22 protein-coding genes are annotated in these 21,670 nt (G+C 70.6%); 11 read left to right on the top strand and 11 right to left on the bottom strand.

The window, feature by feature from the left end:
• Nucleotides 1-15 precede the first annotated feature (15 nt).
• Nucleotides 16-501, bottom strand: coding sequence for a pyridoxamine 5'-phosphate oxidase family protein (locus tag IFT89_RS03145; protein WP_202938193.1), 486 nt, complete (start codon nt 499-501; stop codon nt 16-18).
• Nucleotides 502-784: 283 nt separating this feature from the next.
• Between IFT89_RS03145 and IFT89_RS03140 the strand changes: the two genes are divergently transcribed.
• From IFT89_RS03140 to IFT89_RS03125, 4 genes are all read left to right on the top strand, one after another.
• A complete protein-coding gene (locus IFT89_RS03140; RefSeq protein ID WP_079706962.1) occupies nt 785-1,093 on the top strand; it encodes a hypothetical protein in 309 nt (102 codons plus the stop codon).
• An 81-nt stretch (nt 1,094-1,174) separates the two neighbouring features.
• Nucleotides 1,175-1,507 (top strand): biopolymer transporter Tol, encoded by a 333-nt coding sequence (locus tag IFT89_RS03135; protein WP_202938192.1) that lies wholly within the window; start codon nt 1,175-1,177, stop codon nt 1,505-1,507.
• A 100-nt stretch (nt 1,508-1,607) separates the two neighbouring features.
• Complete coding sequence (locus IFT89_RS03130; RefSeq protein ID WP_202938191.1) at nt 1,608-2,258, top strand: DUF2975 domain-containing protein; 651 nt, start codon at nt 1,608-1,610, stop codon at nt 2,256-2,258.
• Nucleotides 2,258-2,497, top strand: a complete 240-nt coding sequence (locus IFT89_RS03125; protein ID WP_079706965.1) for a helix-turn-helix domain-containing protein — start codon at nt 2,258-2,260, stop codon at nt 2,495-2,497. The genes IFT89_RS03130 and IFT89_RS03125 overlap by 1 nt, the downstream gene beginning before the upstream one ends.
• An 18-nt stretch (nt 2,498-2,515) precedes the next feature.
• Here IFT89_RS03125 and IFT89_RS03120 read toward each other — a convergent pair whose 3' ends face one another.
• Genes IFT89_RS03120 through IFT89_RS03100 form a run of 5 tightly spaced genes read right to left on the bottom strand, consistent with a single transcriptional unit; the run spans nt 2,516 to nt 7,683 of the window.
• Nucleotides 2,516-3,544: a FecCD family ABC transporter permease gene (locus tag IFT89_RS03120; RefSeq protein WP_192018446.1), complete on the bottom strand. Its 1,029-nt coding sequence runs from the start codon at nt 3,542-3,544 to the stop codon at nt 2,516-2,518.
• Nucleotides 3,541-4,596 carry a FecCD family ABC transporter permease gene (locus tag IFT89_RS03115; RefSeq protein WP_307783408.1) on the bottom strand — a complete coding sequence of 352 codons (1,056 nt, stop codon included), beginning with the start codon at nt 4,594-4,596 and terminating at the stop codon, nt 3,541-3,543. The genes IFT89_RS03120 and IFT89_RS03115 overlap by 4 nt, the downstream gene beginning before the upstream one ends.
• Nucleotides 4,593-5,528 carry an iron-siderophore ABC transporter substrate-binding protein gene (locus IFT89_RS03110; RefSeq protein WP_307783407.1) on the bottom strand — a complete coding sequence of 312 codons (936 nt, stop codon included), beginning with the start codon at nt 5,526-5,528 and terminating at the stop codon, nt 4,593-4,595. Before IFT89_RS03110 ends, IFT89_RS03115 begins: the two co-directional genes overlap by 4 nt.
• A 56-nt stretch (nt 5,529-5,584) precedes the next feature.
• Entirely contained in the window at nt 5,585-6,436 is an 852-nt protein-coding gene (locus tag IFT89_RS03105) for a siderophore-interacting protein (RefSeq protein WP_202938190.1), read from the bottom strand.
• Nucleotides 6,437-6,486: 50 nt separating this feature from the next.
• On the bottom strand, nt 6,487-7,683 hold the full coding sequence (locus tag IFT89_RS03100; protein ID WP_202938189.1) for an MFS transporter: 1,197 nt from the start codon (nt 7,681-7,683) through the stop codon (nt 6,487-6,489).
• A gap of 121 nt (nt 7,684-7,804) precedes the next feature.
• On the opposite strand from IFT89_RS03100, the gene IFT89_RS03095 reads away from it, so the two are divergent.
• The 3 genes from IFT89_RS03095 to IFT89_RS03085 all read left to right on the top strand — a co-directional run bounded on the left by IFT89_RS03095 (nt 7,805) and on the right by IFT89_RS03085 (nt 11,072).
• Complete coding sequence (locus tag IFT89_RS03095; RefSeq protein WP_191941536.1) at nt 7,805-8,170, top strand: MerR family transcriptional regulator; 366 nt, start codon at nt 7,805-7,807, stop codon at nt 8,168-8,170.
• 40 nt (nt 8,171-8,210) lie between these two features.
• The gene (locus IFT89_RS03090; RefSeq protein WP_202938188.1) at nt 8,211-9,164 is read left to right on the top strand and encodes an alpha/beta hydrolase fold domain-containing protein; all 954 of its coding nucleotides are present in this window, start codon (nt 8,211-8,213) and stop codon (nt 9,162-9,164) included.
• A 135-nt stretch (nt 9,165-9,299) separates the two neighbouring features.
• On the top strand, nt 9,300-11,072 hold the full coding sequence (locus IFT89_RS03085) for a glycoside hydrolase family 3 protein (protein WP_202938187.1): 1,773 nt from the start codon (nt 9,300-9,302) through the stop codon (nt 11,070-11,072).
• 306 nt (nt 11,073-11,378) lie between these two features.
• Here IFT89_RS03085 and IFT89_RS03080 read toward each other — a convergent pair whose 3' ends face one another.
• Nucleotides 11,379-12,401 carry a LacI family DNA-binding transcriptional regulator gene (locus IFT89_RS03080; RefSeq protein ID WP_202938186.1) on the bottom strand — a complete coding sequence of 341 codons (1,023 nt, stop codon included), beginning with the start codon at nt 12,399-12,401 and terminating at the stop codon, nt 11,379-11,381.
• Between the two features lie 25 nt (nt 12,402-12,426).
• The gene (locus IFT89_RS03075) at nt 12,427-13,503 is read right to left on the bottom strand and encodes a carbohydrate kinase family protein (RefSeq protein WP_202938185.1); all 1,077 of its coding nucleotides are present in this window, start codon (nt 13,501-13,503) and stop codon (nt 12,427-12,429) included.
• 125 nt (nt 13,504-13,628) lie between these two features.
• On the opposite strand from IFT89_RS03075, the gene IFT89_RS03070 reads away from it, so the two are divergent.
• Together IFT89_RS03070 and IFT89_RS03065 are read left to right on the top strand one after the other, a co-directional pair.
• Complete coding sequence (locus IFT89_RS03070; protein ID WP_202938184.1) at nt 13,629-14,471, top strand: class I fructose-bisphosphate aldolase; 843 nt, start codon at nt 13,629-13,631, stop codon at nt 14,469-14,471.
• A complete protein-coding gene (locus IFT89_RS03065; RefSeq protein WP_202938183.1) occupies nt 14,468-15,646 on the top strand; it encodes a Gfo/Idh/MocA family protein in 1,179 nt (392 codons plus the stop codon). Before IFT89_RS03070 ends, IFT89_RS03065 begins: the two co-directional genes overlap by 4 nt.
• A 642-nt stretch (nt 15,647-16,288) precedes the next feature.
• On the opposite strand, the gene IFT89_RS03060 is transcribed toward IFT89_RS03065, so the two are convergent.
• Entirely contained in the window at nt 16,289-16,615 is a 327-nt protein-coding gene (locus IFT89_RS03060; protein ID WP_202938182.1) for a GIY-YIG nuclease family protein, read from the bottom strand.
• 1,424 nt (nt 16,616-18,039) lie between these two features.
• On the opposite strand from IFT89_RS03060, the gene IFT89_RS03055 reads away from it, so the two are divergent.
• Nucleotides 18,040-18,591: a GIY-YIG nuclease family protein gene (locus IFT89_RS03055; protein WP_202938181.1), complete on the top strand. Its 552-nt coding sequence runs from the start codon at nt 18,040-18,042 to the stop codon at nt 18,589-18,591.
• A 39-nt stretch (nt 18,592-18,630) separates the two neighbouring features.
• Entirely contained in the window at nt 18,631-19,572 is a 942-nt protein-coding gene (locus IFT89_RS03050) for a linear amide C-N hydrolase (protein ID WP_202938180.1), read from the top strand.
• Between the two features lie 168 nt (nt 19,573-19,740).
• On the opposite strand, the gene IFT89_RS03045 is transcribed toward IFT89_RS03050, so the two are convergent.
• Complete coding sequence (locus IFT89_RS03045; RefSeq protein WP_192018458.1) at nt 19,741-20,724, bottom strand: LacI family DNA-binding transcriptional regulator; 984 nt, start codon at nt 20,722-20,724, stop codon at nt 19,741-19,743.
• Nucleotides 20,725-20,760: 36 nt separating this feature from the next.
• Nucleotides 20,761-21,489, bottom strand: coding sequence for an SDR family oxidoreductase (locus IFT89_RS03040; RefSeq protein WP_202938179.1), 729 nt, complete (start codon nt 21,487-21,489; stop codon nt 20,761-20,763).
• Between the last annotated feature and the right edge of the window lie 181 nt (nt 21,490-21,670).

The raw sequence follows: 21,670 nt of genomic DNA, 5'->3' as shown, positions 1-21,670 counted from the left end.
CCAGGCGACCGTTCGTTACAGGTCGAGCTTCGCGTTGTCGCCGCCGTCGTAGGTCTCGCCGGTGACCTTCGACTTCACGAACGCGACGGCGGTCGCGATCTTGCCGCCGGGGCTGTCCCAGTACTCGGCGCTGTCGGCCGAGAACTTCAGCAGACCGACGCGCGGGTCGGAGGGGCCGTCCGGGAACCAGGCCTCGACGACGCTGTTCCAGAGCTGTTCCAGCTTGGCGTGGTCCTCGACGAGCTCGGCGGTGCCGGCGAGCGACACCCATGAGCTGTCCGAGCTCAGCGTGACGCCGGCGTTCGGGTTGACGTCGAGCTGCTGGACGGCGGAGGCGTCCTTGCCGACGATGAACCACAGGTCGCCGTCGAACTCGCGCTCCTGGACGGTGAGCGGGTGGGCGACGAGCTTGCCGTCGAGGTCCACCGTGGTGAGCATCGCGAAGCGGAAGTCCGCGAGCAGCTTGTTGAGGGTCGTGTAGGGGTCGGTGTCTCCGGCCATGGGGGTCTCCTTCGTCTCGTCGACCGGCCCGTCGGTGTCGGGGTGCCGGTCTGCGTGGCTCGCAGCCTACGACTCGCGGCTCCGACGGCACCTGGATGGTGCCGACCGTTGACGCGAGGCGGATCTTCTGCTCCTGCGGCGACTCCGGTCGTCGTGTCCGGTCGCCGACTCCAGTCGACGTCTCCGCTCGCCCCATCGCACATCTCGTGCGCGAGCGCCATGCTCCCGCCGTTCCCGGGTCCGCTCACTACCCTGGACGCTTCACCACCGTAGGGAGAGACACATGAACACCTCATCGCTCACGAACCAGATCAACGAGGCGCTCGCGGCACTTGGCGGCGGTCCGTTCCTCACGACGAAGACCACCGAGAAGGACGCCACGACCACGGTCACCGGCACCCTCGGCGACAGCGAGATCCACATCGACTTCATCGAGGAGGGCAACGGCACCGAGGCTGAGAAGGACCACACGGTCGTCGTCCGCGACGCCTCGGGCAAGCAGATCGGCGAGGGACGCGGCGACTCGACCTTCGCCGACGCCATCTCCGCCTTCGGCTGGGCGGGCGTGCTCGACGCCGTCAAGAACGGCTGATCGCGTCGTCATGACCTCCAGGGTCCGGTCTCGTCCGCATTCGCGGTGGGCCGGGCCCTGCGTCGTCTCCAGGAGGCACCCGTGACGCCGCGATCGGACGACGGGCCGGTGGAGGACGAGCACTGGTTCGTCGTGAACGGCAGGCGCTGGCGCCGGACGGATCCGAGTCTGCCGTCGGAGCTCGTCGCGTCCCTGCAGTCCCATCTCGGCCGCGGGCGCTCGGGCGTCGGCGTCGCGAAGCGGGCGGGTGACGACGACGCTGTCGCTGCTGCCCGCCGTCGGGTCGGCCTCGCCAAGCACGGGCTCGGTGAACGCGGCCCGAAGTGGTGGGAGGAGCCGGCGGCTGATCGACTCGAGCGCGCCGAGGCGGCGCTGCGTGAGCTCGAGGCGCTCGACGAGTCGCCGCCCGGGTGATCCGGTCGGGTGGACGTGCTCTCCGCCCCCTCTTGCGTTCTGATCGGTCTTGGCATATCGTTTATCGATACCAACGACAATCGATATGGATGTGATGATCATGACCGAGTCCACCGATCGCCCGACGCCGTCCGGCTTCGACCACGCGGCCTGGCAGGCTGCGAAGACCCAGCGCTCCAACCGCAACGACCTCGTATCCGTGCTCGGTACCGCCGTCGTCGCGGCAGGGGCTGTCGTCGTCACGCTCGTCCTCCGGCTGCTCGACGTCTTCGGCACCGACGGGACCCGGGTGCCCGTGTTCTTCGACGCCGTCGACGCAGTCCTGCCGAGTGCGGCAGGAGCCGGCGCCTTCACGATCGACCAGGGCTCGGTCGTCGTGGCCGACCTCCCGGTGGTGACCTTCGTGTGCGTGCTGCTCGCCGCGATCCTGCCGGCGATCGCGAACCTCGTGGTCATCGTCTGCGCGTTCCGCTTCTTCCGCCGCCTGCTGCGTGGCGATGCCTTCGCGCCCGGGAACGCACGGCTGCTCTCGATCGCCTCCATCGCCATCCTCTGCGGGTGGATCGCGGACACCTGGTTCGGCACGATGGCGTCCAACGGCGCGCTCGCGGCCGCGACCGACGGCGCCGTCGACGGAACCCCCTACCCGCTCACCTGGATCCCGTTCTTCGTCGCCATGGCGGTCGGCGGCCTCGCGATCGCCTTCCGCGCCGGTGAGCGCCTGCGCGCCGACACCGAGGGACTCGTCTGATGGTGCCGGCGCCCGAGGAGGACGTCGCGACCGGCGTGCACTGCAACCTCGACCGGTTGCTCGCCGACCGTGGTCTCACCCTCGCCCGGCTCAGCGAGCTCGTCGGGGTGAGCGTGGTGAACCTGTCGGTGCTGAAGAACGACCGCGCGAAGGCGATCCGGTTCTCGACGCTGACGGCGATCTGCCGGGTGCTCGACTGCACGGTCGGCGAACTGCTGGAGCTCGACGACGCCCGCTGAGTGGTCCGGTACCGACCGTCAGCGCCGGCGTTCCCGGAGCAGCAACTGGGTGAGGTACAGGCCGCCGACGACCACCGTGACGACGCCGACCGGCACCGTCAGCGGGATCAGGTGCTGGGCCACGAGGTCGGACGCGAGGAGCAGGACGCCGCCGACGAGCCCCGTCGCGACCAGCGGGATGCCCGGCGAGCGGGTCAGCCGGCGGGCGATCTGCGGAGCGGCCAGGGCGATGAACGCGATCGGGCCGGCGACGGCGGTCACCGCGCTCACCAGCGCGACCGCGAGGCCGATGAGGATGGCGCGTTCACGGGTGAGGCGCACCCCGGTCGCAGCGGCCACGTCGTCACCGAGTTCCAGCTGGCGGAGCGGACGGGCGGCGAACGGTAGGACCGCGAAGAGCACCACGAGGCACGCGAGTGCCGGCCAGACGACGGTCGCGGTCGCGGTGTTGAGCGTCCCCGCGCCCCAGGCCGCCGCGAAGAGCGCGACGTCGAGGTCGGCCCGGAGCAGGAGCCAGCTGTTGAACGCCGCGAGCATGGCCGAGACGCCGATGCCCACGACGATGAAGCGGAAGCCCGACAAGCCCTGGCGGAGGGCCAGCAGGAAGATCGCGACCGCGGCCGCCAGACCGCCGATCAGCGACCCGGCCATCAACGCCGGCCAGCTGCCGCCGAGAAGGAGGAGCGCGACGAGCATCCCGGTGAACGAGCCGTTCGCGAGGCCGATGATATCGGGGCTCGCGAGCGGATTCCGGGTGAGCGTCTGGAAGATCGCTCCCGAGACACCGAGCGCTGCGCCGAAACCGATCGCCGCGAGCACGCGGGGCAGTCGCCAGTCCAGGACGACCGTGCGGGCCAGGCCGTCGACGCGTCCGGTGAGGACGCCGATCACCTCGTCGGTGGTCAGCGGGTAGTCGCCGAGCGCGAGACCGGCGATCGCCGCGACGACGATCGCCAGGAGTGCGGCGGCGCAGACGAGGAGGGTCCGTCGTGCCGGTCGGCGCCCGGTGATCGGACGTGCGGTCTCCCGTTCCCGTGTCGTGCTCACAGGCCCGAGGCCGTTCTGCGTCGGGCGAGCGCGATGAGGACGGGCGCCCCGACGAACGCGGTCACGAGCCCGACAGGCATCTCACCTGGGAGCACCGCGATCCGTCCGACGACGTCGGAGCACAGCACGAGGACGCAGCCGACGAGGACCGAACCCCCGAGGATACGGCGCTGATCACTGCCGACCGACCAGCGCACGAGGTGGGGCACGACGAGGCCGACGAAGGCGATCGGGCCGGCGATCGCGGTGGCACCACCGGCGAGCAGCGTGACCGCGGCGAGCACCAGGATCCGACTGCGCGTGACGCTGACGCCCTGTGCTCTGGCGACGTCCGGACCGAGGGCGATCGCGTTCAGGCTCCGCGCGCTCGCCGCCGCCAGGACGAGCCCCACGGCGAGGAAGGGGAGGACCGGCACGACGACACCGAGGTCGCGTTCGAGCAGGCTGCCGGCGTTCCAGCCGCGCATCCGGTCGAACGCGTCGGGGTGGGTGATGGCGATCCCCGTCGTCAGCCCGGCGAGTACGGCACCGAACGCGACGCCCGTGACGGTGAGGCGGGCGGTGGAGGACTGCTCACGCCCGCCCGAACCGATCGCGTACACGACGAGGGTGACGACGAGCGCCCCACCGCAGGCGAGCCAGGCGATGTCGCCCGGCGCCCGGACGCCGAGGAACGCCAGGCCGACGGCGACCGCGAAGCCTGCCCCGGCGTTGACCCCGAGGATGCCGGGATCGGCGAGCGGGTTCCGGGTGAACGCCTGCATGAGCGCGCCCGCTACGCCGAGGGCCGCACCGACGGCCAGTGCCGCGACCGTGCGTGGCACCCGCTGATCCCACACGACGAAGTTCGCCTCGTCCGAGCCCGCGCCGAGGAGCGCCGCACGGACGTCATCCGGCGCGATGGGGTTCGCGCCGACGAACACTGACAGGAGGACGGCGACCGCGAGCGCCGCGATGCCCGCGAGCAGCACGACGAGCAGGCGGTGTCGTTGCGGCGCCCGCCGTCCCACCGAGGTGTCGCGGGCGGTCAGGATCGCGGTCGGGTTCGTCACGACCCGTCGGAGAGCAGCCGGTCGAGGTCGTCGAGGACGGCCATGCCGCCGAGGGGGCCGACGCCGGTGATCCAGAAGGACTGGTCGACGAGGTGCAGCTCGGGGAAGGCGTCCGTGTTCGCGGTGAGCGAGGCGGGCAGGGTCGAGGTGTCGTCGGGGTCGACGCTCGTCACGAAGACCTGGTCGGCCTTCGCCTCGAGCACGCGCTCGGGGGAGAGGTCGAGGGAGATGTCCTCCCAGGCGTGTTCGGGCGTCGTGAACCCGGCGCACTCGAGGGTGCTACCGGCGAAGGAGGTCGGGCCGTAGAGGGTCAGGACGCCGTCGCGGGGGCGGATCAGCTGTGCCGTCTTCCCGGCGGTGTCGTGCTTCTTGGCGATCTCCGCGCAGCGTGCGTCGTAGGCGTCGAGGAGTTCGTCCGCGCCGTCCGGGTCACCGAGTGCTTCGGCGACAAAGTGCACGTTGTCGCGCCAGGGGTCGGTCTGCGTCGCCATGAACACGGTCGGCGCGATCTCGGACAACTGGTCGTACAGGGCGGAGTGTCGCGACTCGGTGCCGATGATGAGGTCGGGCTTCGCGGCGGCGATCAGCTGCACGTTCGGCTCCGCCACGGTCCCGACGGTGGGGATGTCGGCGGCCTGCTCGCCGAGGTAGGCGGGGACGCCGGCGGTCTCGTTCAGCACCGCTGCGCCAACCGGGGTGATGCCGAGCGCGACGGTCGTGTCGAGCTGCACCGGTTCGAGGACGACGACCCGCTTGGGCGCGTCGGGGATGCTGGTCTCGCCGTGGGCGTGGTCCATGACGTGCGTCGCGCTCGTCGCGGTGTCCGAGGGGGTCGAGGCGCTCGAGCTGCTGCAGGCGGAGAGGCCGAGGGCGGCGATGGAGAGGGCGGCGACGGCGACGAGACGTCGACGATGGGCGAGGGGGAGGGGCACGGATCACCTTTCGAACGGGTCGCGAGGCATGCGACCGAGTAAGGCAAGCATAACCTTCATTCGGGTGTGGCTCTGGGGCGAGCGTTCCAGTAGCCCTGCCCGTGGACGCGCTCCGGATCGATCCCGTGGTCGGTCGTCGCAGCGCGCAGGAGGGGGATCCGGGTGCTCTCGGTCACCAGCCAGGCGGCGAAGTCGGTGCCCAGTGTCGCCGCCGACGACCCGTGCAGATGGAGCCACCGCTCGACGCCGGCGACGAGCGCGTCACCGCCCGGCCGCCCGGCCCGTTCATGGACCTCGACCGTGTGACGCTCGAGCAGTGGCCCGAGCAGGGCGGTGTCGGCGGGGTCGCCGAGCTCGAGAAGGACGTGGGCGCGGACGTCCTCGTCGAGGGAGCGCAGGATCCCGTGGACGGCGGGGAAGGCCGTCTCGTCGGCGGCGATGAGCACGTTCGTCGCGGTACCGGGCGCCCACTGGACACCGTGCGTCGGCTCGCCGCGACGGACGTCCGGCCCCGAGACGAGCAACCGGTCGCCCTTCCGCGCCCCGAGCGCCCATCGACTCGCCGGGCCCGCCGGCTCGTGGATGAACACGTCGAGGTCGACCTCCTGCTGCGCCGGCCTGACGCGGTGGGCCGTGTAGCTGCGCATCACCGGGCGGTCCGCCGGTGGGAGCGCTCGCCAGGCGCGCCGCCACGCGTGCTCCGGCAGGCCGCCGTGGAGTCCGTCCGGGTACGCGCCGTCGTCTCCCGGCAGCAGGATCTTGATCCGCTGGTCCCGTTCGTACGGGGCGAAGTCGGCGAGCGAGGCACCGGCGAGGGTGAGGCGGACGAAGCCGGGGGACAGCCGTTCCGTGCGGTCCACGACGGTGTCGAACAGGATGTTCGGCGAGTGCAGGAACGGGACGGGCATCGCATCGAGTCTAGGAGGACCCGGCGCTGGCGTGCCGGGTCCTCCGTCGTTCACCCACGGCGGACGGCGCGTGCGATCACGGCGCAGAGGGGGATGGCGACGATGGTCAGCGCGGCCGCTGCCGGGAGGAGCAGGGCCGGGCCCCAGGTGCCGAGGATGATCCCGCCGACCGCCCCGCCGGTGGCGATCGAGCAGTTCCACACCGTGACGAGCGCCGACTGGGCCGCGTCAGCAGCGTTCCCGGCGACCCGGGCGATCGCCACCTGGAAGAGCACGGAGTAGGCGCCGAAGGCGAGCCCCCAGCCTGCCGCCGCGATGAGGAGGACGACGACCGGGGGATCCCAGGCCACGACGGCGAGGCCGACGGTCCCGAGGAGGGCGGCCGTGAGGATGGTCGTCCCGAGGCGCAGGTTCGCCAGCCGTCCGGCGCCGAGCGTGCCGACGACCGACGCCACACCGAAGGTGGCGAGGAGCACCTCGAGCGGCACGGGCGTCCCGCGGGAGAACAGGACGGGTGCGAGGTAGGTGTACGCGATGTTCTGGCCGATGATGCAGACGGCGAGGGCCACGAGGATCGTGACGACCGCGGGGATGCCGAGCGCCGCACCCATGCGTGTCGAACGCCCGGGGGCGCTGCCTGCCACGCGGGGAGCGACGACGACCGCGATGACGCCGAGGAGCGCGGTGGTGGCGGCGACGATCCCGAACACCGTGCGCCAACCGAACCCCTCACCGAGGACCGCGCCGGCCGGGACGCCGAGCGCGAAGCCGAGCGTGGCACCGGACAGCACGATGCCGAGCGTGGAGCCGAACCGCTCCGGGGTGGTGAACCCGCGCGTGTACCCCGGGAGCATCGCCCAGACGACGCCGGCCACGAGCCCCGCGACGAACCGGGTCGCGAGATGCGTGAGCAGGTCGGGCGCGACGGCCGTGCCGGCGTTCGCGAGCGCCGAGACGACCAGGGCGAGCAGCACGACCGTCCGGCGGTCGAGCTTCGCGAGCGCACGGCTGAGCGGGATCGCGGCGACGATGCAGCCGAGTGCGAAGACGGCGACGCTCTGGCCCGCGATCGACTCCGAGACGCCCAGGTCGGCGGCCATCGCGGGGAGGACCCCGGCCGGGAGCACCTCGGTGAGGAGTGTCACGAATCCGACGGTGGCGAGGAGCAGCGCGGTCGGGAGGGGAGAGCGGGTTCGGGTGGCAGGAGGGGGCGTGGATCGTGCCGTGCGCAAACTGTCGGTGGTCATGTCGGTGAGTCTCCCGGCCTGCCACTGGTGGCAGGGTCAAGTCGACGAGGGTGCGCCGGGAATATCCGCCCGGCACCGACGGCTGCTCCAAGAGGACACAACTCGGTCGAAGGGGTCTTGCATGCGCATCGGCGAACTGGCGGCGGCCACCGGGAGCACGCCGCGGCTGCTCCGGTACTACGAGGAACAGGGGTTGCTGCGCCCGACCCGCTGCCCGAACGGGTACCGCGAGTACGGGGACCACCTCGTCGCGAAGGTGCAGCGCATCCGCGAGCTGATCGCCGTCGGCATGCCGACCGCGCTCATCCTCCAGGTCCTGCCCTGCTTCGAGGACGACGACACGATCTACCAGGTGACGCCCTCGGCGGAGGTGCTGGAGCGGTTGCTCGAGCATCGCGAGCGACTGGACGCGAAGCTCGGCTGCATCCAGGAGAGCCGGGACGCCATCGACGTCTACCTCCACCGCGTCGGCGGCGTCGTGGTCTGAGTCGGCTGGGTCGACCGAGTCTGCTGGGTAGGCTCGGCGCATGTCACTCGATCCGTACTACCGCGACCGCCTGAGCCTCTTCGACGGGTTCTCGAACGCCGATCGCGCTGCCGCCGGTGGGACCCTCGACGAGGAGTTCCAGGAACGACTCGACGCATACGGTGACGACGGGCCGTGGAGTCCACCGAGCGACGTGGTGATCACCGACGAGGTCGTCGACGGTCCGCACGGCACGGTCCCGATCCGACGCTACGTCCCGGCCGACCCCAGTGGTGTCGCCCTCCTCTGGGTGCACGGCGGCGGCTTCGCGGCGGGGACGCTCGACTGGCCGGAGGCGCACGTCGTGAGCGCCGAACTGGCGGCGCGAGCGGGTGCCGAGGTCGTCTCCGTCGACTATCGACTGGCGGACGGCACGACGCGATACCCGGTGCCGCTCGACGACGTGCTCGCGGTCTGGGAGCAACTCGACGACGAGCGGTCGGCCGTTCCCGGTGCGCGGACGGCCATCGGTGGGGCCAGCGCCGGAGCGGCCCTCGCGCTCGCCGCGTCACTCCGCAGCGATCGACGTGCGGACGCCGTGCTGCTGGCCTACCCGTTCCTGCACGCCGTCGTGCCAGCGCTGCCCGCGGACGTCCTGGCCGAGATGGCGGTCCTCCCGGACTTCATGCGGTTCCCGACCGAGTCGATCGACTGGATGGTCGGGAACTACGTCGGTCGGCTGGAGGACGTGCCCGAGCTCGCGCTGCCGGGAATCGTCCCCGTGACCCCGGACCGCCCGCCGCTGTCGGTCCTGCTCTCGGAGTTCGACGACCTCCGGCCGTCGGGGGAGCTGCTCATCGCGGCGTCGGAGGCCGCCGGTGCTCCCGTCCGCAGTCGGCTCGAGCCAGGCGTCCTCCATGGCCACCTCAATCGCCATCCGGTCGCGCCAGGCGTCTCCCCGTCGCTGGACTGGCTGGCCGACGGGCTGCGCGCCATGGGGAATCACGCCGACTGAGTCTTGCGTGATCCTCGTCAGCGGGCATACTGGAGTCACGCTCCGTTCCCGAACGGAGTTCGGTTTTCGCTTCCGGCTCGCCTGAGCCCGGGTGATCCCGACGCCGCCCCACTCACTGACGAGAAACGGACCACCATGAGCGAGCATGAACCGGCGCTGCCCTACCGCGACGCGAGCCTGCCGGTGGAGGACCGGGTGGAGGACCTCCTCGGACGGATGACCGTCGCCGAGAAGGCCGGCATGCTCTTCCAGACGATGATCGCCCCGGGGCCCATCGACGAGGCGAACCCGCACATGGGACTCGCGAGTGGCGAGCACATGATCGGCGAGCAGCTCATGTCCCACTTCAACGTCCTCGGCACCGCGCCCGACACGACGGCGCTCGCCGAGTGGACCAACGCCCTGCAGGAGCGCGCGTCGCGCACGCGACTCGGCATCCCGGTCACGCTGTCGACCGACCCCCGCAACCACTTCACCGACAACGTGGGGACGGCCGCCCGTGCCGGCGCGTTCTCGCAGTGGCCCGAGACGCTTGGCCTCGCGGCGATCGGATCGGCAGACCTCGTCGAGGCCTTCGCCGACACCGCGAGGCAGGAGTACCTCGCCGTCGGGATCCGGCTGGCGCTCCACCCGCAGGTCGACCTCGCGACCGAGCCGCGCTGGTCGCGCATCGGCGGCACCTTCGGCGAGGACGCCGAGCTCAGTGCCGAACTCGTCGCCGGTTACATCCGAGGGTTCCAGGGCGCCGAACTCGGGCCGCAGTCGGTCTCCACGATGACGAAGCACTTCCCGGGTGGTGGGCCCCAGCTCGACGGGGAGGACCCGCACTTCGCCTACGGGCGCGAACAGGTGTACCCCGGCGACAACTTCGACTACCACCTCATCCCGTTCCGCGCCGCGATCGCCGCCGGAGCCGCGCAGATGATGCCCTACTACGGCATGCCCGTCGGAACCGAACACGAGGAGGTCGCGTTCGCCTTCAACCACGGGATCATCACCGGGCTCCTCCGCGAGGAACTCGGCTTCGCAGGCATCGTCTGCACCGACTGGGGGCTCGTCACCGACACGTCGATCATGGGACAGGACATGCCAGCGCGGGCCTGGGGCCTGGAGCACCTCGACGAGTTGTCCCGGGTCGAGCGCATCCTGCAGGCCGGCTGCGACCAGTTCGGTGGCGAGGCCCGACCCGAGCTCGTCGTCGAACTCGTCGAACAGGGACGGATCACCGAGGACCGCATCGACGCGTCCGTCCGGAGACTGCTCCGCGAGAAGTTCGTGCTCGGGCTCTTCGAGCAGCCGTACGTGGACGCGGGCGCCGCGAGTGGGATCGTCGGGCGCGCGGACTTCGTCGCCGCCGGCGAGGCCGCACAGCGCCGCGCGTTCACCGTCCTGACGAACGTGGAGGAGACGCTGCCGGTGCGCTCGCCGCGTCCCCGGTTGTACCTGGAGGGTGTCGACCCCGAGGTCGCGGGCGCGTACGGCGAGGTCGTCGCGGATCCGGCGTCGGCGGACGTCGCCCTCGTGCGCATGCAGACGCCGTACGAACCGCGGCCCGGCGGCTTCGAGGCCATGTTCCACGCCGGCTCGCTCGACATCCCGGCCGACGAGGTCGAGCGGTTGCAGACGCTCGCGCTGACGGTGCCGACCGTGCTCGACATACACCTCGACCGACCGGCGATCCTCGCCGGGGTGGCAGATGCGGTCGCGGCGCTCGTCGCGAGCTTCGGCGGCAGTGATGCGGCGTTCCTCGACGTCGTCTTCGGTCGGGCACTGCCGGAGGGTCGGCTCCCGTTCGACCTGCCGCGCTCGATGGCGGCCGTCGAGGCGAGTCGGTCCGACGTCCCCTACGACACCGAGGACCCGCTCTTCCGCTTCGGCCACGGTCTCACGTACCCCGCCGGTCCCTGAGCGCCTCTCCCGGTCCCTGAGCTTGTCGAAGGGCGGTCCGGGTGCACCTCTTCCGGTCCCTGAGCACTTCTTCCGGTCCCTGAGCTCGTCGAAGGGCGGCGTCTTCTCGTGTGCCCTCCGACAGGCTCAGGGAGCGGTTCTCCGTCCGTGGTTTCTTCGTGCTCGGGGTCGCTTCCCACGGTCCGTGAATGCCCCTCCGGTCCCGGAGCACCTCTTCCGGTCCCTGAGCTTGTCGAAGGGTGGTCCGGGTGCACTTCTTCCGGTCCCTGAGCACCCGTCACCGGTCCCTGAGCTTGTCGAAGGGCGTCAGCGCTCGGAACCGCGCAGCTCCAGGCGCACGTCCAGGGTGTGGGTCACGGGTGGGCCCGCCTCGCCGGCGATGAGTCCGAGGAGGGTCTCCGCCGCGACCCGGCCCATGAGCGCGACGTCCTGCGCCACCACCGACACCGCCGGGGACACGAGCGGTGCCGCCTCGAAGTCGTCGAACCCCACGAGCGGCAGCCGGTGCCCGGCCGTCGCGAACGCCTGCATGGCCCCGATCGCGGCCCGGTTGTTCGCTGCGAACACCGCGTCGACCTCGCCCGACGCCAGGAACCCCGCCACGACCGCCGCAGCGTCCTCGACGGAGTGTGCGCCGTCGGAGACGATCGGCTCGATCGGACCCGTCCCCGTCGCGCCGCCGAGATCGGCCTCGGCGAGCGCCCGGTGGTAGCCGGCCAGTCGCTCGCGCATCGTGTACAGCTCGAGTGAGTCGCCGAGGAACGCGACCCGACGTGCACCCGCGGCGAGCATGGCCGCGGTCGCCCGGGTCGCCCCGCCCGCGTTGTCGGCGAGCACCGTGTGCACCTCGACCGACTCGAGCGGCCCGGTCGGTCGGTCGACGAGCACCATCGGGACGTGCACGATCGTGCTCGTGGCCCAGGACGTGGTCGCCTGCCGTGGTGGCACGACGACGAGGCCGTCCACGCGTTGTGCGACCAGCCGGTCGACGAGCAGCCGGTGCCGGCCGGCGTCCTCCTCGGAGCTCGCGGACATCAGCAGGTAGCCGTGTTCCGTGCACACGCGCTCCACCGAGCGTGCCAACACCGAGTAATAGGGGTTCGCCAGGTCGCTGATGATCAGCCCGATGACCTTGCTCGACCGGCCGGGCCGGATGCTCGCGGCCGCCAGGTTGTGTCGGTAGCCGAGGGCCTCGATCGCCGCGCCGATCCGTTCCGACAGCTCCTGGTTGATGTTCGTCGCGCCGTTCACGTACCGCGACACCGTCTTCAGCCCGACCCCGGCTGCCGCGGCGACATCGTTCATGGTCGGGGGTCGGGAGCTGCGCATGCTCACCATCCTGGCGTATGGGGGATCATGCGATCGGCTCGCCCGCCCCCGCGACCGCGAAGAGCCCGCTGAGTCCGGGGCGCAGTCGGGTGATCTCGGCCGCCGTCGGACGGCGTCCCGCGATCGTCGCTGCGGCACTCGCGCCCGCGAGTTCGGCCGCTTCCGCCGGTGCGGCACCGTGTGACATCGCGAAGAGCAGGCCGGCGGTCGACGCGTCCCCGGCGCCGTTGGTCGACACGAACGCGGGTGCGGGGACGGGCGGCGCGACGAGGTCGACGTCGGCCCAGGCCTCGGCGAGCGGTGCGAGCATCCGTCCGCCCGAACGCAGGCGGTCGACACCGGCGGCCCGGAGGAGCAGACCGTCCTCGCCGGCCGAGATCGCCACGACCCCGGCACCCCAGGCGAGCAGCAGGTCGGCGAACGCCGCCGCTTGGGCCAGGGGCGATGCGCTGGTCCCGGCGGGTAGGCGGAGCGTGCCGAGCGCCGAACGCAGGTCGTCGACGCTCGGACTCACGATGTCGGTCAGCGGCAGGGTGCGCCGGAGGATCGCCTCCCAGTCCAGATGACCGACGGCGCTCGTGGGGTCGACGACGGCGAGGTCCATCGAGGTGGTGGCACCGTGTCGGTGGATCCGTTCGAGCAGCCTCGCGAGGGGCGCCGCGTCGTCGGCGACGATCCCGGGGAGCAGCGGGGGATAGCCGAGGTGGACGAGGTCCGCGTCGCCGACGGCCAGGTGCTCGCCGGTGAACACCTCGTTGGCACCGGTGTGGTGCCAGAAGGTCCGGTCGAGGCCGGCGGGCTCGACGACGACGCTGTAGGAGGTCGCGGCCCGGTCGGTGACCTCGAGCGCCGGGTGCAGCCGCTCGTGCGCGGCGATGCGCGACGCGACGATCGCGCCGAGCTCGTCGTCGCCGACGGTCGCGTGCAGGCGGACCGTGCTCCCGAGGTCGGCGAGGGCCAGGCCGGTGTTCGCGACGCAGCCGCCGAGGGAGATGCGGAGCGGGCCGGTGTCGATGAGGGCGCCCGGATCGATTCGTGCGCTCGCGCTCAGCCCTGGCGACAGGTCGACGCAGATGTGACCGGCGACGACGATCTCGCCCATGGACCCTCCGTTCTTCGCCCCGGGGCTGACCCGACGCAAGCTAGACAACGTTGTCTCAGGCCACTACTGTGACACACCGAGGGACGATTCGGAAACCCTCCCCGTCACGATCAGGAGCCGCCGCAATGTCGCTGTACCGCCTCAATCGTCTCTTCAACGCCCGATCCGGTCGCGCGCTCGACGTCGCCGTCGACCACGGGTTCTTCGGCGAGCGTTCGTTCATCACCGGTATCGAGGACATGGGCGAGGTCGTCCGCACCCTCGTCGCCGCGGGCCCGGACGCCGTCCAGCTGACCCTCGGCCAGGCCCGTCTCCTGCAGCAGGTCCCCGGCAAGGACAAGCCGGCGCTCGTCCTGCGGACGGACGTCGCGAACGTCTACGGCAACCCGCTCGACTCGATCCTCTACAGCCACCACGTGCCGCACGCGATCGAGGAGGCCGTCCGGCTGGACGCCGTCGCCGTGTGCGTCAACCTCATGCAGATCCCCGACCACCCCGAGGTCCGTGAGGCGAACATCCGCTCGATCATGGCCCTGCGCCGCGAAGCGACCCGGTACGGGATGCCGCTCATGATCGAACCGCTCGTCATGCAGGACAACACGACGGCCGGCGGGTACCAGGTTGACGGCGACATCGAGAAGATCGTCACCCTCGTGCGCCAGGCGGTCGAACTCGGCGCCGACCTCATCAAGGCCGACCCGAGTAGCGACATCACCGAGTACCCGCGGGTCGTGCAGGTCGCCGGAGACATCCCCGTCCTCGTCCGCGGCGGCGGTCGCGTCGACGACCGGACCCTGCTGGAGCGCACGGTCGCCGTCCTCGACGCGGGGGTCAGCGGCATCGTCTACGGCCGCAACATCATCCAGCACGAGCATCCGGCCGCCATCACCGCGGCACTCATGGCGGTGCTGCACGACGGCGCCGACGCCGATGCCGGCCTCGCGATCCTCGAGGCGGCTCGCGCATGAGCGCCGACCAGGTGACGGCCGACCGGGCGACGGCGGAGCGCGTCAACGTCGCGATCATCGGCGGCGGACTCATGGGGCGCGAGATCGCAGCCGCCATCCAGCGGTGGCCGGCACTCATCGACCACCCGGTGCGACCGCGACTGACGGCCGTCTGCGACATCAACCCGGCGGCGCTCGACTGGTTCGACGAGATCGACACGGTCGTCACGAAGACCACGGACTACCACGAGCTGCTCGCCGACCCGTCGGTCGACGTCGTCTACGTGGCCGTGCGTCACGACCTCCACGAGCAGATCTACACCGACGTCATCCGAGCCGGGAAGGGTCTCCTGGCGGAGAAGCCGTTCGGGATCGACGCGGCGGCCGCGCAGTCCGTCCTCGCGGCGATGGCGGAGCACCCGGAGAGCTTCGTCCGGTGTTCGAGTGAGATGCCGTTCTTCCCGGGAGCGCAGCTGGCGATCGACTACGTGCGGTCCGGGGCGCTCGGCACGATCGTCGAGGCGCGCAACAGTTTCCTGCACTCGAGTGACATCGATCGGGGCAAGCAGATCAACTGGAAGCGCCAGACGCAGTTCTGCGGTGAGGCCGGCGTGATGAACGACCTCGGGATGCACACCTGGCACGTGCCGCTGCGGCTCGGCTGGGCACCCGAGAGCGTGTACGGGGTGCTGCAGAACATCGTCACCGAGCGTCCCGGCCCCGACGGTTCGCTCGTGCCATGCGACACCTGGGACAACGCCGTGCTGCACAGCTGGGCGACCCACGACGGTGTCCGCTTCCCGCTGGCGACCGAGACGAAGCGCATCGATCCCGGACAGAAGAACACGTGGGAGTTCGAGGCGATCGGTCTCGACGGCGGGGTCCGGTTCAGCACGAAGAACCCGAAGCTCGTCGAGGTGTTCGCGGTGCGGGACATCCCGGGCGGCGGTCGGGAGCAGGTGTGGCAGCAGCTCGACGCAGGCAGCCAGTCGGTCTGGCCGACGGTGACCGGCCCGAACTTCGAGTCCGGGTTCTCCGACACGATCCTCCAGATGTGGGCCGTGTTCCTCGCCGAGCGACACGGCTCCCTCGGCGACCGGTTCGGGGCGGCGCGCCCCGAGGAGGCGGCGCTCACCCACGACATCTACCGAGCGGCGATCCGCTCCCACGAGGAGGGTCGCGCGATCGCGCTGTGACGTGCGCATCGGCTGGGAGGCCACCCGATCGTCTCCCAGCCGAACGCCCTTCGCCGGTCCGCTCCCTGAGCGTGTCGAAGGGCGCTCCCTGTCCGGTCCCTGAGCCTGTCGAAGGGTTGTCCGCTCGCCTGTCTGGTCCCTGAGCCTGACGAAGGGCGGTCCCTGCCAGCCCAACCGTTCGGTCCCTGAGCTTGTCGAAGGGCGGGGTCTGTCCGTGTGCCCTTCGACAGGCTCAGGGACCGGGGTTGGAGTCGGTCGTTTCTGAAGGGTCGGTCCTTGTCTGCTCACTCGGCCGGTCCCTGCCAGCCCACCCGTTCGGTCCCTGAGCTTGTCGAAGGGCGGGGTCTGTCCGTGTGCCCTTCGACAGGCTCAGGGACCGGGGTCGGAGTCGGTCGTTTCCGAACGGTCGGTCCCTGTCCGCTCACCCAGCCGGTCCTTGCCAGCCCAACCGTTCGGTCCCTGAGCTTGTCGAAGGGCGGGGTCTGTCCGTGTGCCCTTCGACAGGCTCAGGGACCGGGTCGGAGTCGGTCGTTTCCGAACGGCCGGTCCTTGTCTGCTCACTCGGCCGGTCCCTGCCAGCCCACCCGTTCGGTCCCTGAGCTTGTCGAAGGGCGGGGTCTGTCCGTGTGCCCTTCGACAGGCTCAGGGACCGGCCACCGGGTCCGTTCCGGGTTCTGGATCGCGCCATGCGGTGATCCGCGAGCAGCTGAGGCGCGGGAGGTCGTCGAACCGCCCGTCGATCACTGCTTGCTTCTTCGCCCGGCTCCACCCCTGAAGACGTTTCTCGATGAAGAATGCGTCGTCCACGCGGTCGTACTCGGCCGACCAGACGAGTGTGACGGGCAGTCGGTCGCGGGTGTAGGTCGCTCCGAGGCCGTCCATGTGCTCGGCGACTCGTCGAGCAAGGTCGATGGTGCTGCCGGTGTAGAAGGATCCGTCGGCGCATTTGAGGATGTAGACGTGGGGCATCCGGGAAGCCTCTCAGGACCTCGATCCTGTCTGTCTGCGCTGACGTCCGACGGTGGACGCTCTCGGATCACAGGGGAGTTGTGGAGGACCGTCGCTCGACCCTGCCGCTTCGCCCGTTCGGTCCCTGAGCTTGTCGAAGGGTGGGGTCTGGCCGTGTGCCCTTCGACAGGCTCAGGGACCGGGGTTGGAGTCGGTCGTTTCGTTCGCCCGTCCGGTCGGTCCCTGCCAGCGCAACCGTTCGGTCCCTGAGCTTGTCGAAGGGTGGGGTCTGTCCGTGTGCCCTTCGACAGGCTCAGGGACCGGGGTTGGAGTCGGTCGTTTGTTCGCTCACCCAGCCGGTCCCTGCCGGCGCAACCGTTCGGTCCCTGAGCTTGTCGAAGGGTGGGGTCTGTTCGTGTGCCCTTCGACAGGCTCAGGGACCGGGGTTGGAGTCGGTCGTTTGTTCGCTCACCCAGCCGGTCCCTGCCGGCGCAACCGTTCGGTCCCTGAGCTTGTCGAAGGGTGGGGTCTGTTCGTGTGCCCTTCGACAGGCTCAGGGACCGGGGTTGGAGTCGGTCGTTTGTTCGCTCACCCAGCCGGTCCCTGCCGGCGCAACCGTTCGGTCCCTGAGCTTGTCGAAGGGTGGGGTCTGTTCGTGTGCCCTTCGACAGGCTCAGGGACCGGGGTTGGAGTCGGTCGTTTGTTCGCTCACCCAGCCGGTCCCTGCCGGCGCAACCGTTCGGTCCCTGAGCTTGTCGAAGGGTGGGGTCTGTTCGTGTGCCCTTCGACAGGCTCAGGGACCGGGGTTGGAGTCGGTCGTTTGTTCGCTCACCCAGCCGGTCCCTGCCGGCGCAACCGTTCGGTCCCTGAGCTTGTCGAAGGGTGGGGTCTGTTCGTGTGCCCTTCGACAGGCTCAGGGACCGGGGTTGGAGTCGGTCGTTTGTTCGCTCACCCAGCCGGTCCCTGCCGGCGCAACCGTTCGGTCCCTGAGCTTGTCGAAGGGTGGGGTCTGTTCGTGTGCCCTTCGACAGGCTCAGGGACCGGGGTTGGAGTCGGTCGTTTGTTCGCTCACCCAGCCGGTCCCTGCCGGCGCAACCGTTCGGTCCCTGAGCTTGTCGAAGGGTGGGGTCTGTTCGTGTGCCCTTCGACAGGCTCAGGGACCGGGGTTGGAGTCGGTCGTTTGTTCGCTCACCCAGCCGGTCCCTGCCAGCCCAACCGTTCGGTCCCTGAGCTTGTTGAACGGCGGGGTCTGTCCGTGTGCCCTTCGACAGGCTCAGGGACCGGGGTTGGAGTCGGTCGTTTGTTCGCTCACCCAGCCGGTCCCTGCCGGCCCAACCGATCGGTCCCTGGGCTTGTCGAAGGGTGGGGTCTGTTCGTGTGCCCTTCGACAGGCTCAGGGACCGGGGTTGGAGGCCGGTGTCGGCGGGTTGGGGGACACTCGGGAGATGCCCCACAGACGATGCGTACAACCCGGGTGTGACGCCGCGGCACCGGTCGACGCGCCCGTCGCGCTCTGCGAGGATCATCTGGCCCTCGCCGCCGACTGGGCGGAGCGCCGTTGGGGTGTGGTCGACGTCCTGCCGTCGCCGTGCATCATGTGCGGCTCGCGGCTCGGCCGGCACTACCCGTCCGCCTGGTTGTGCGCCGCGTGCGAGTGGCGGCACGGGGACGTGCCCGACGACGACCTCGCCCGGCCGCGGATCGACGTCGTCTACTACCTCCGCCACGGCGACCGCGTGAAGATCGGCACCACGACGAACCCACGCCAGCGGTTCGCCGCGATCTGGCACGACGAACTGCTCGCCCTCGAACGCGGCGACCGGCACGTCGAGCGTGCGCGTCACGAACAGTTCGCCCGCGAGCGCCTCGAACGTTCCGAATGGTTCACGGGGTCGCCCCGACTGCTCGCCCACATCGCCTCGGTCGCCCGCGACGTCGACCCCTGGGACTGCTACAGCCGATGGCTCAGCGAGGCGGCGGCACTGCGTGGGCGATAGCCCCTCCGGCGCGGAGCGCGCTCGGAGTACGCTCAGCGCGTGTGCACTCGAATCTTCTGGAACGACAACGCGGTCGCCAAGACGGTCAGCCGCTGCATGGACTGGTCGGAGAGTGACGAACCTGAGCTGTGGTTCGTCCCGAGCGGTACCGACCGAGGTGGCACGGGCGACGCCACCTCGCACCGGTGGACCTCCCGGTACGGCAGTGTCGTCACGAGCATGTGGGGGATGGGGACCGTCGACGGCCTGAACACGGCGGGCCTCGGAGCACACGCGCTCTACCTCGACCCGGAGGACGTGACGTTCGCCGAGCCCGACGGCCGTCCGACGGTCTCGAACGCGCTCTGGGTGCAGTACCTCCTCGACACCTACGCCTCGGTCGCCGAGGCCATCGCCGACATCGACACGGTCCGCATCACGTCCCCGATGTTCCGCGGCCTCCAGATGGGGATCCACATCGCCATCGAGGACGCATCGGGTGACTCCGCGATCATCGAGCCGATCGACGGCCGGCTCGTGGTCCACCACGGCCGCGAGTACACCGTCATGGCCAACTCGCCGAGCCTCGACGAGCAGCTCGCCAACCGCGACCGCTACCGGCCGTTCGGCGGCGAGCTGCCGCCTCCCGGCGACATCACCTCGGTCGACCGCTTCGTGCGGGCCTCCTACTTCCTCCACTACCTGCCGGAGCCGGCGGACACCGTCGAGGCGGTGGCGGGTGTGTTCCAGCTCATCGCGAACGTGTCGGTGCCGTACGGCGCGCCGTACTCGACGGGCGACGTGTACCCGACGTGGTGGCGGGCCGGCGCGGACCTCACGAACCGGGTGTACTACTTCGGCTCGACACGGAGTCCGAACATCTTCTGGATCGAGCTCGACGAACTCGCGGATGCCGGCGAGGTCCGCCGCCTCGACCCGCGCGACCCGAGCCGCGTCGGCGACCAGACCGCGGAGCTCGCGCCAGCGACGTTGAGCTACTAGGCCGGCCGGGTTCGGTTCCCGAGCCGGTCGAGTTTCCGGGGCGTTCGCGTGGCGCCCTTCGACAGGCTCAGGGACCGAGATGGTTCAGGGACCGAGATGGTTCAGGGGCCGGGATGGTTCAGGGGCCGGGGATTCGACGGCTATACGGGGCGGCTCGGAGCCGGCGACTCAGCGCACCGCGGGCGCGGCCCGGCATGAGTCGCGCTCGACGAGGTGCACCGGGAGGACCGTGCTCCGGCGGTATCGCGCGTCGGGGCGGTCGAGGCGGTCGATGATCCGTTCCGCAGCGAGTCGGCCGAGGGCCTCCGGGTCCTGCGTGATCACGGACACCGACGGTCGCAGGAGCTCTGCCAGGGGGAAGTCGCCGAACGCGACGAGTGGGAGCGGTTGCTCGGCGAGTGCGGGCAGCAACGCCATCGTGCAGACGGCGTTCGACGAGAACAGGGCCGTCGCCTTCGAGTCGATCGCCGCCAGCGCACGAGCCGCCCCCTCGCGGGTCGCCGCGCCGAGGGCGATGAGTTCCTCGTCGGCGGGCAGCCCGGCTTCGGTGAGTGCCGCCCGGTACCCGCGCAGCCGCTCGGCGGTCGTCGGCAGGGCCAGCTCGTCGCCGACGAAGGCGATCCGGCGGTGGCCGTGCTCGACGAGGTGCGTCGTCGCCGCGAACGCCCCACCGAAGTCGTCCTGCGTGAAGGCGTCGGCGGCGAGGCCACCCGGCGCGCGGTCGACGAACACGAACGGCGTCCGCGACGCCCACGCGGCCAGTGAGCTCTGGTCGTCGCTGATCGGCGCGAGCACCACTCCGGCCAGCTGGCGCCGGAGCATCGGCTCGAGGACCGCGCGCTCGCGGTCCGGGTCGTCGCCGAGGCTCGTGACGAGCGTCGACATGTCGTGATCGCGCGCCGTCCGCTCTACCGCACGCGCGATCTCGGCGAAGAACGGGTCGACGATGTCGGGCACGGCGACCCCGATGACCGACGGGCGGCCCGAGCGGAACGCCGTCGCGAGGGAGTTCGGCACGTAGTCGAGCTCCCGCATGATCGACTCGACCCGTTCTCGGGTCGCCGGGAGGACGTGCGGGTCCTCGTTGAAGACCCGCGAGACCGTCTTCGCGCTCACGCCGGCGGCTGCGGCGATCTGGCGCATCGTGGCCATGCTCGGGTCCCTTCCGTTCGGTCCTGCCGGATCGGGTCAGCGCGCGGTGTAGCCGCCGTCGATCGGCAGCGAGACGCCGGAGATCATGCAGGCGGCGTCGCTCAGCAGGAAGGTGATCGGGCCGGCGATGTCGTCCTCGGTGGCCCACTTGCCGAGCGGCATCGCCTCGAGGAAGGGGCCTTCGATGTCGGGGCGACCCCAGTACCAGGCGGACATCGGCGTCATCACGACGGTCGGGTTGACGGCGTTCACCCGGATGCCGTACTTCCCGAGTTCCAGGGCGGAGACCCGCGTGATGTTGTCGAGCGCGGCCTTCGACGAGCCGTAGGAGATGTGGCCGGAGAGGGCGACGAGGCTCGCCTGGCTCGAGACGTTGACGATCGCGCCGCCGCGTTCCTGGCGGATCATCTCGCGGGACGCGTACTTGGTGACGAGCAGCGATCCGCGTGCGTTGATGCTGATGACCTTGTCGAACACGTCGATGTCGGTCTCCTGTGGGGAGGCGATCTCGCCGCCCCAACCGCCGGAGTTGACGACGCCCCAGATGTCGCGTCCCTCGATCGCGTCGCGGATGCTGTCCTCCGAGGTGAGGTCGAAGGGCAGCGGTTCGGCGCCCGTCTCGGCGGCGATGGCGTCGAGGTGTTCGACGTTGCGACCGGAGGCGATCACCTGCGCGCCCGCTGCGACGAGGTGGCGGACAGTGGTGCCGCCGATGCCGCCGCTCGCTCCCGTGACGAGGATGGTGCGGCCGTTGAAGTCAGTCATGAGGTGGTCCGATCGACGTGATGAGGCCCGTGCGTCGGTGCACCGGGTCGGGAGCATCATAACCACGGAATGACGGTCGTGTCACCCGTGACATGGATTTCACCAACAGATCATGACACCGGTGACATCCGGTGTTGACACACGCATCCCCTGGACCTACCGTGAGTCGGGCGACGGCGCG

The sequence above is a fragment of the Plantibacter sp. CFBP 13570 genome, assembly GCF_014841395.1.
GTDB classification, from domain to species: Bacteria; Actinomycetota; Actinomycetes; order Actinomycetales; family Microbacteriaceae; genus Plantibacter; species Plantibacter auratus.
Note: the sequence above shows the minus strand (reverse complement) of the source record. Positions and strands in the feature narration are given on the sequence as shown.

Excerpts from the sequence above, each read along its gene's own strand:
- IFT89_RS03145 (WP_202938193.1), bottom strand. The coding sequence starts at position 501 with ATGGCCGGAGACACCGACCCCTACACGACCCTCAACAAGCTGCTCGCG.
- IFT89_RS03140 (WP_079706962.1), top strand. The coding sequence starts at position 785 with ATGAACACCTCATCGCTCACGAACCAGATCAACGAGGCGCTCGCGGCA.
- IFT89_RS03130 (WP_202938191.1), top strand. The coding sequence starts at position 1,608 with ATGACCGAGTCCACCGATCGCCCGACGCCGTCCGGCTTCGACCACGCG.
- IFT89_RS03125 (WP_079706965.1), top strand. The coding sequence starts at position 2,258 with ATGGTGCCGGCGCCCGAGGAGGACGTCGCGACCGGCGTGCACTGCAAC.
- IFT89_RS03105 (WP_202938190.1), bottom strand. The coding sequence starts at position 6,436 with ATGCCCGTCCCGTTCCTGCACTCGCCGAACATCCTGTTCGACACCGTC.
- IFT89_RS03100 (WP_202938189.1), bottom strand. The coding sequence starts at position 7,683 with ATGACCACCGACAGTTTGCGCACGGCACGATCCACGCCCCCTCCTGCC.
- IFT89_RS03095 (WP_191941536.1), top strand. The coding sequence starts at position 7,805 with ATGCGCATCGGCGAACTGGCGGCGGCCACCGGGAGCACGCCGCGGCTG.
- IFT89_RS03090 (WP_202938188.1), top strand. The coding sequence starts at position 8,211 with ATGTCACTCGATCCGTACTACCGCGACCGCCTGAGCCTCTTCGACGGG.
- IFT89_RS03085 (WP_202938187.1), top strand. The coding sequence starts at position 9,300 with ATGAGCGAGCATGAACCGGCGCTGCCCTACCGCGACGCGAGCCTGCCG.
- IFT89_RS03080 (WP_202938186.1), bottom strand. The coding sequence starts at position 12,401 with ATGCGCAGCTCCCGACCCCCGACCATGAACGATGTCGCCGCGGCAGCC.
- IFT89_RS03075 (WP_202938185.1), bottom strand. The coding sequence starts at position 13,503 with ATGGGCGAGATCGTCGTCGCCGGTCACATCTGCGTCGACCTGTCGCCA.
- IFT89_RS03070 (WP_202938184.1), top strand. The coding sequence starts at position 13,629 with ATGTCGCTGTACCGCCTCAATCGTCTCTTCAACGCCCGATCCGGTCGC.
- IFT89_RS03065 (WP_202938183.1), top strand. The coding sequence starts at position 14,468 with ATGAGCGCCGACCAGGTGACGGCCGACCGGGCGACGGCGGAGCGCGTC.
- IFT89_RS03060 (WP_202938182.1), bottom strand. The coding sequence starts at position 16,615 with ATGCCCCACGTCTACATCCTCAAATGCGCCGACGGATCCTTCTACACC.
- IFT89_RS03055 (WP_202938181.1), top strand. The coding sequence starts at position 18,040 with ATGCCCCACAGACGATGCGTACAACCCGGGTGTGACGCCGCGGCACCG.
- IFT89_RS03045 (WP_192018458.1), bottom strand. The coding sequence starts at position 20,724 with ATGGCCACGATGCGCCAGATCGCCGCAGCCGCCGGCGTGAGCGCGAAG.
- IFT89_RS03040 (WP_202938179.1), bottom strand. The coding sequence starts at position 21,489 with ATGACTGACTTCAACGGCCGCACCATCCTCGTCACGGGAGCGAGCGGC.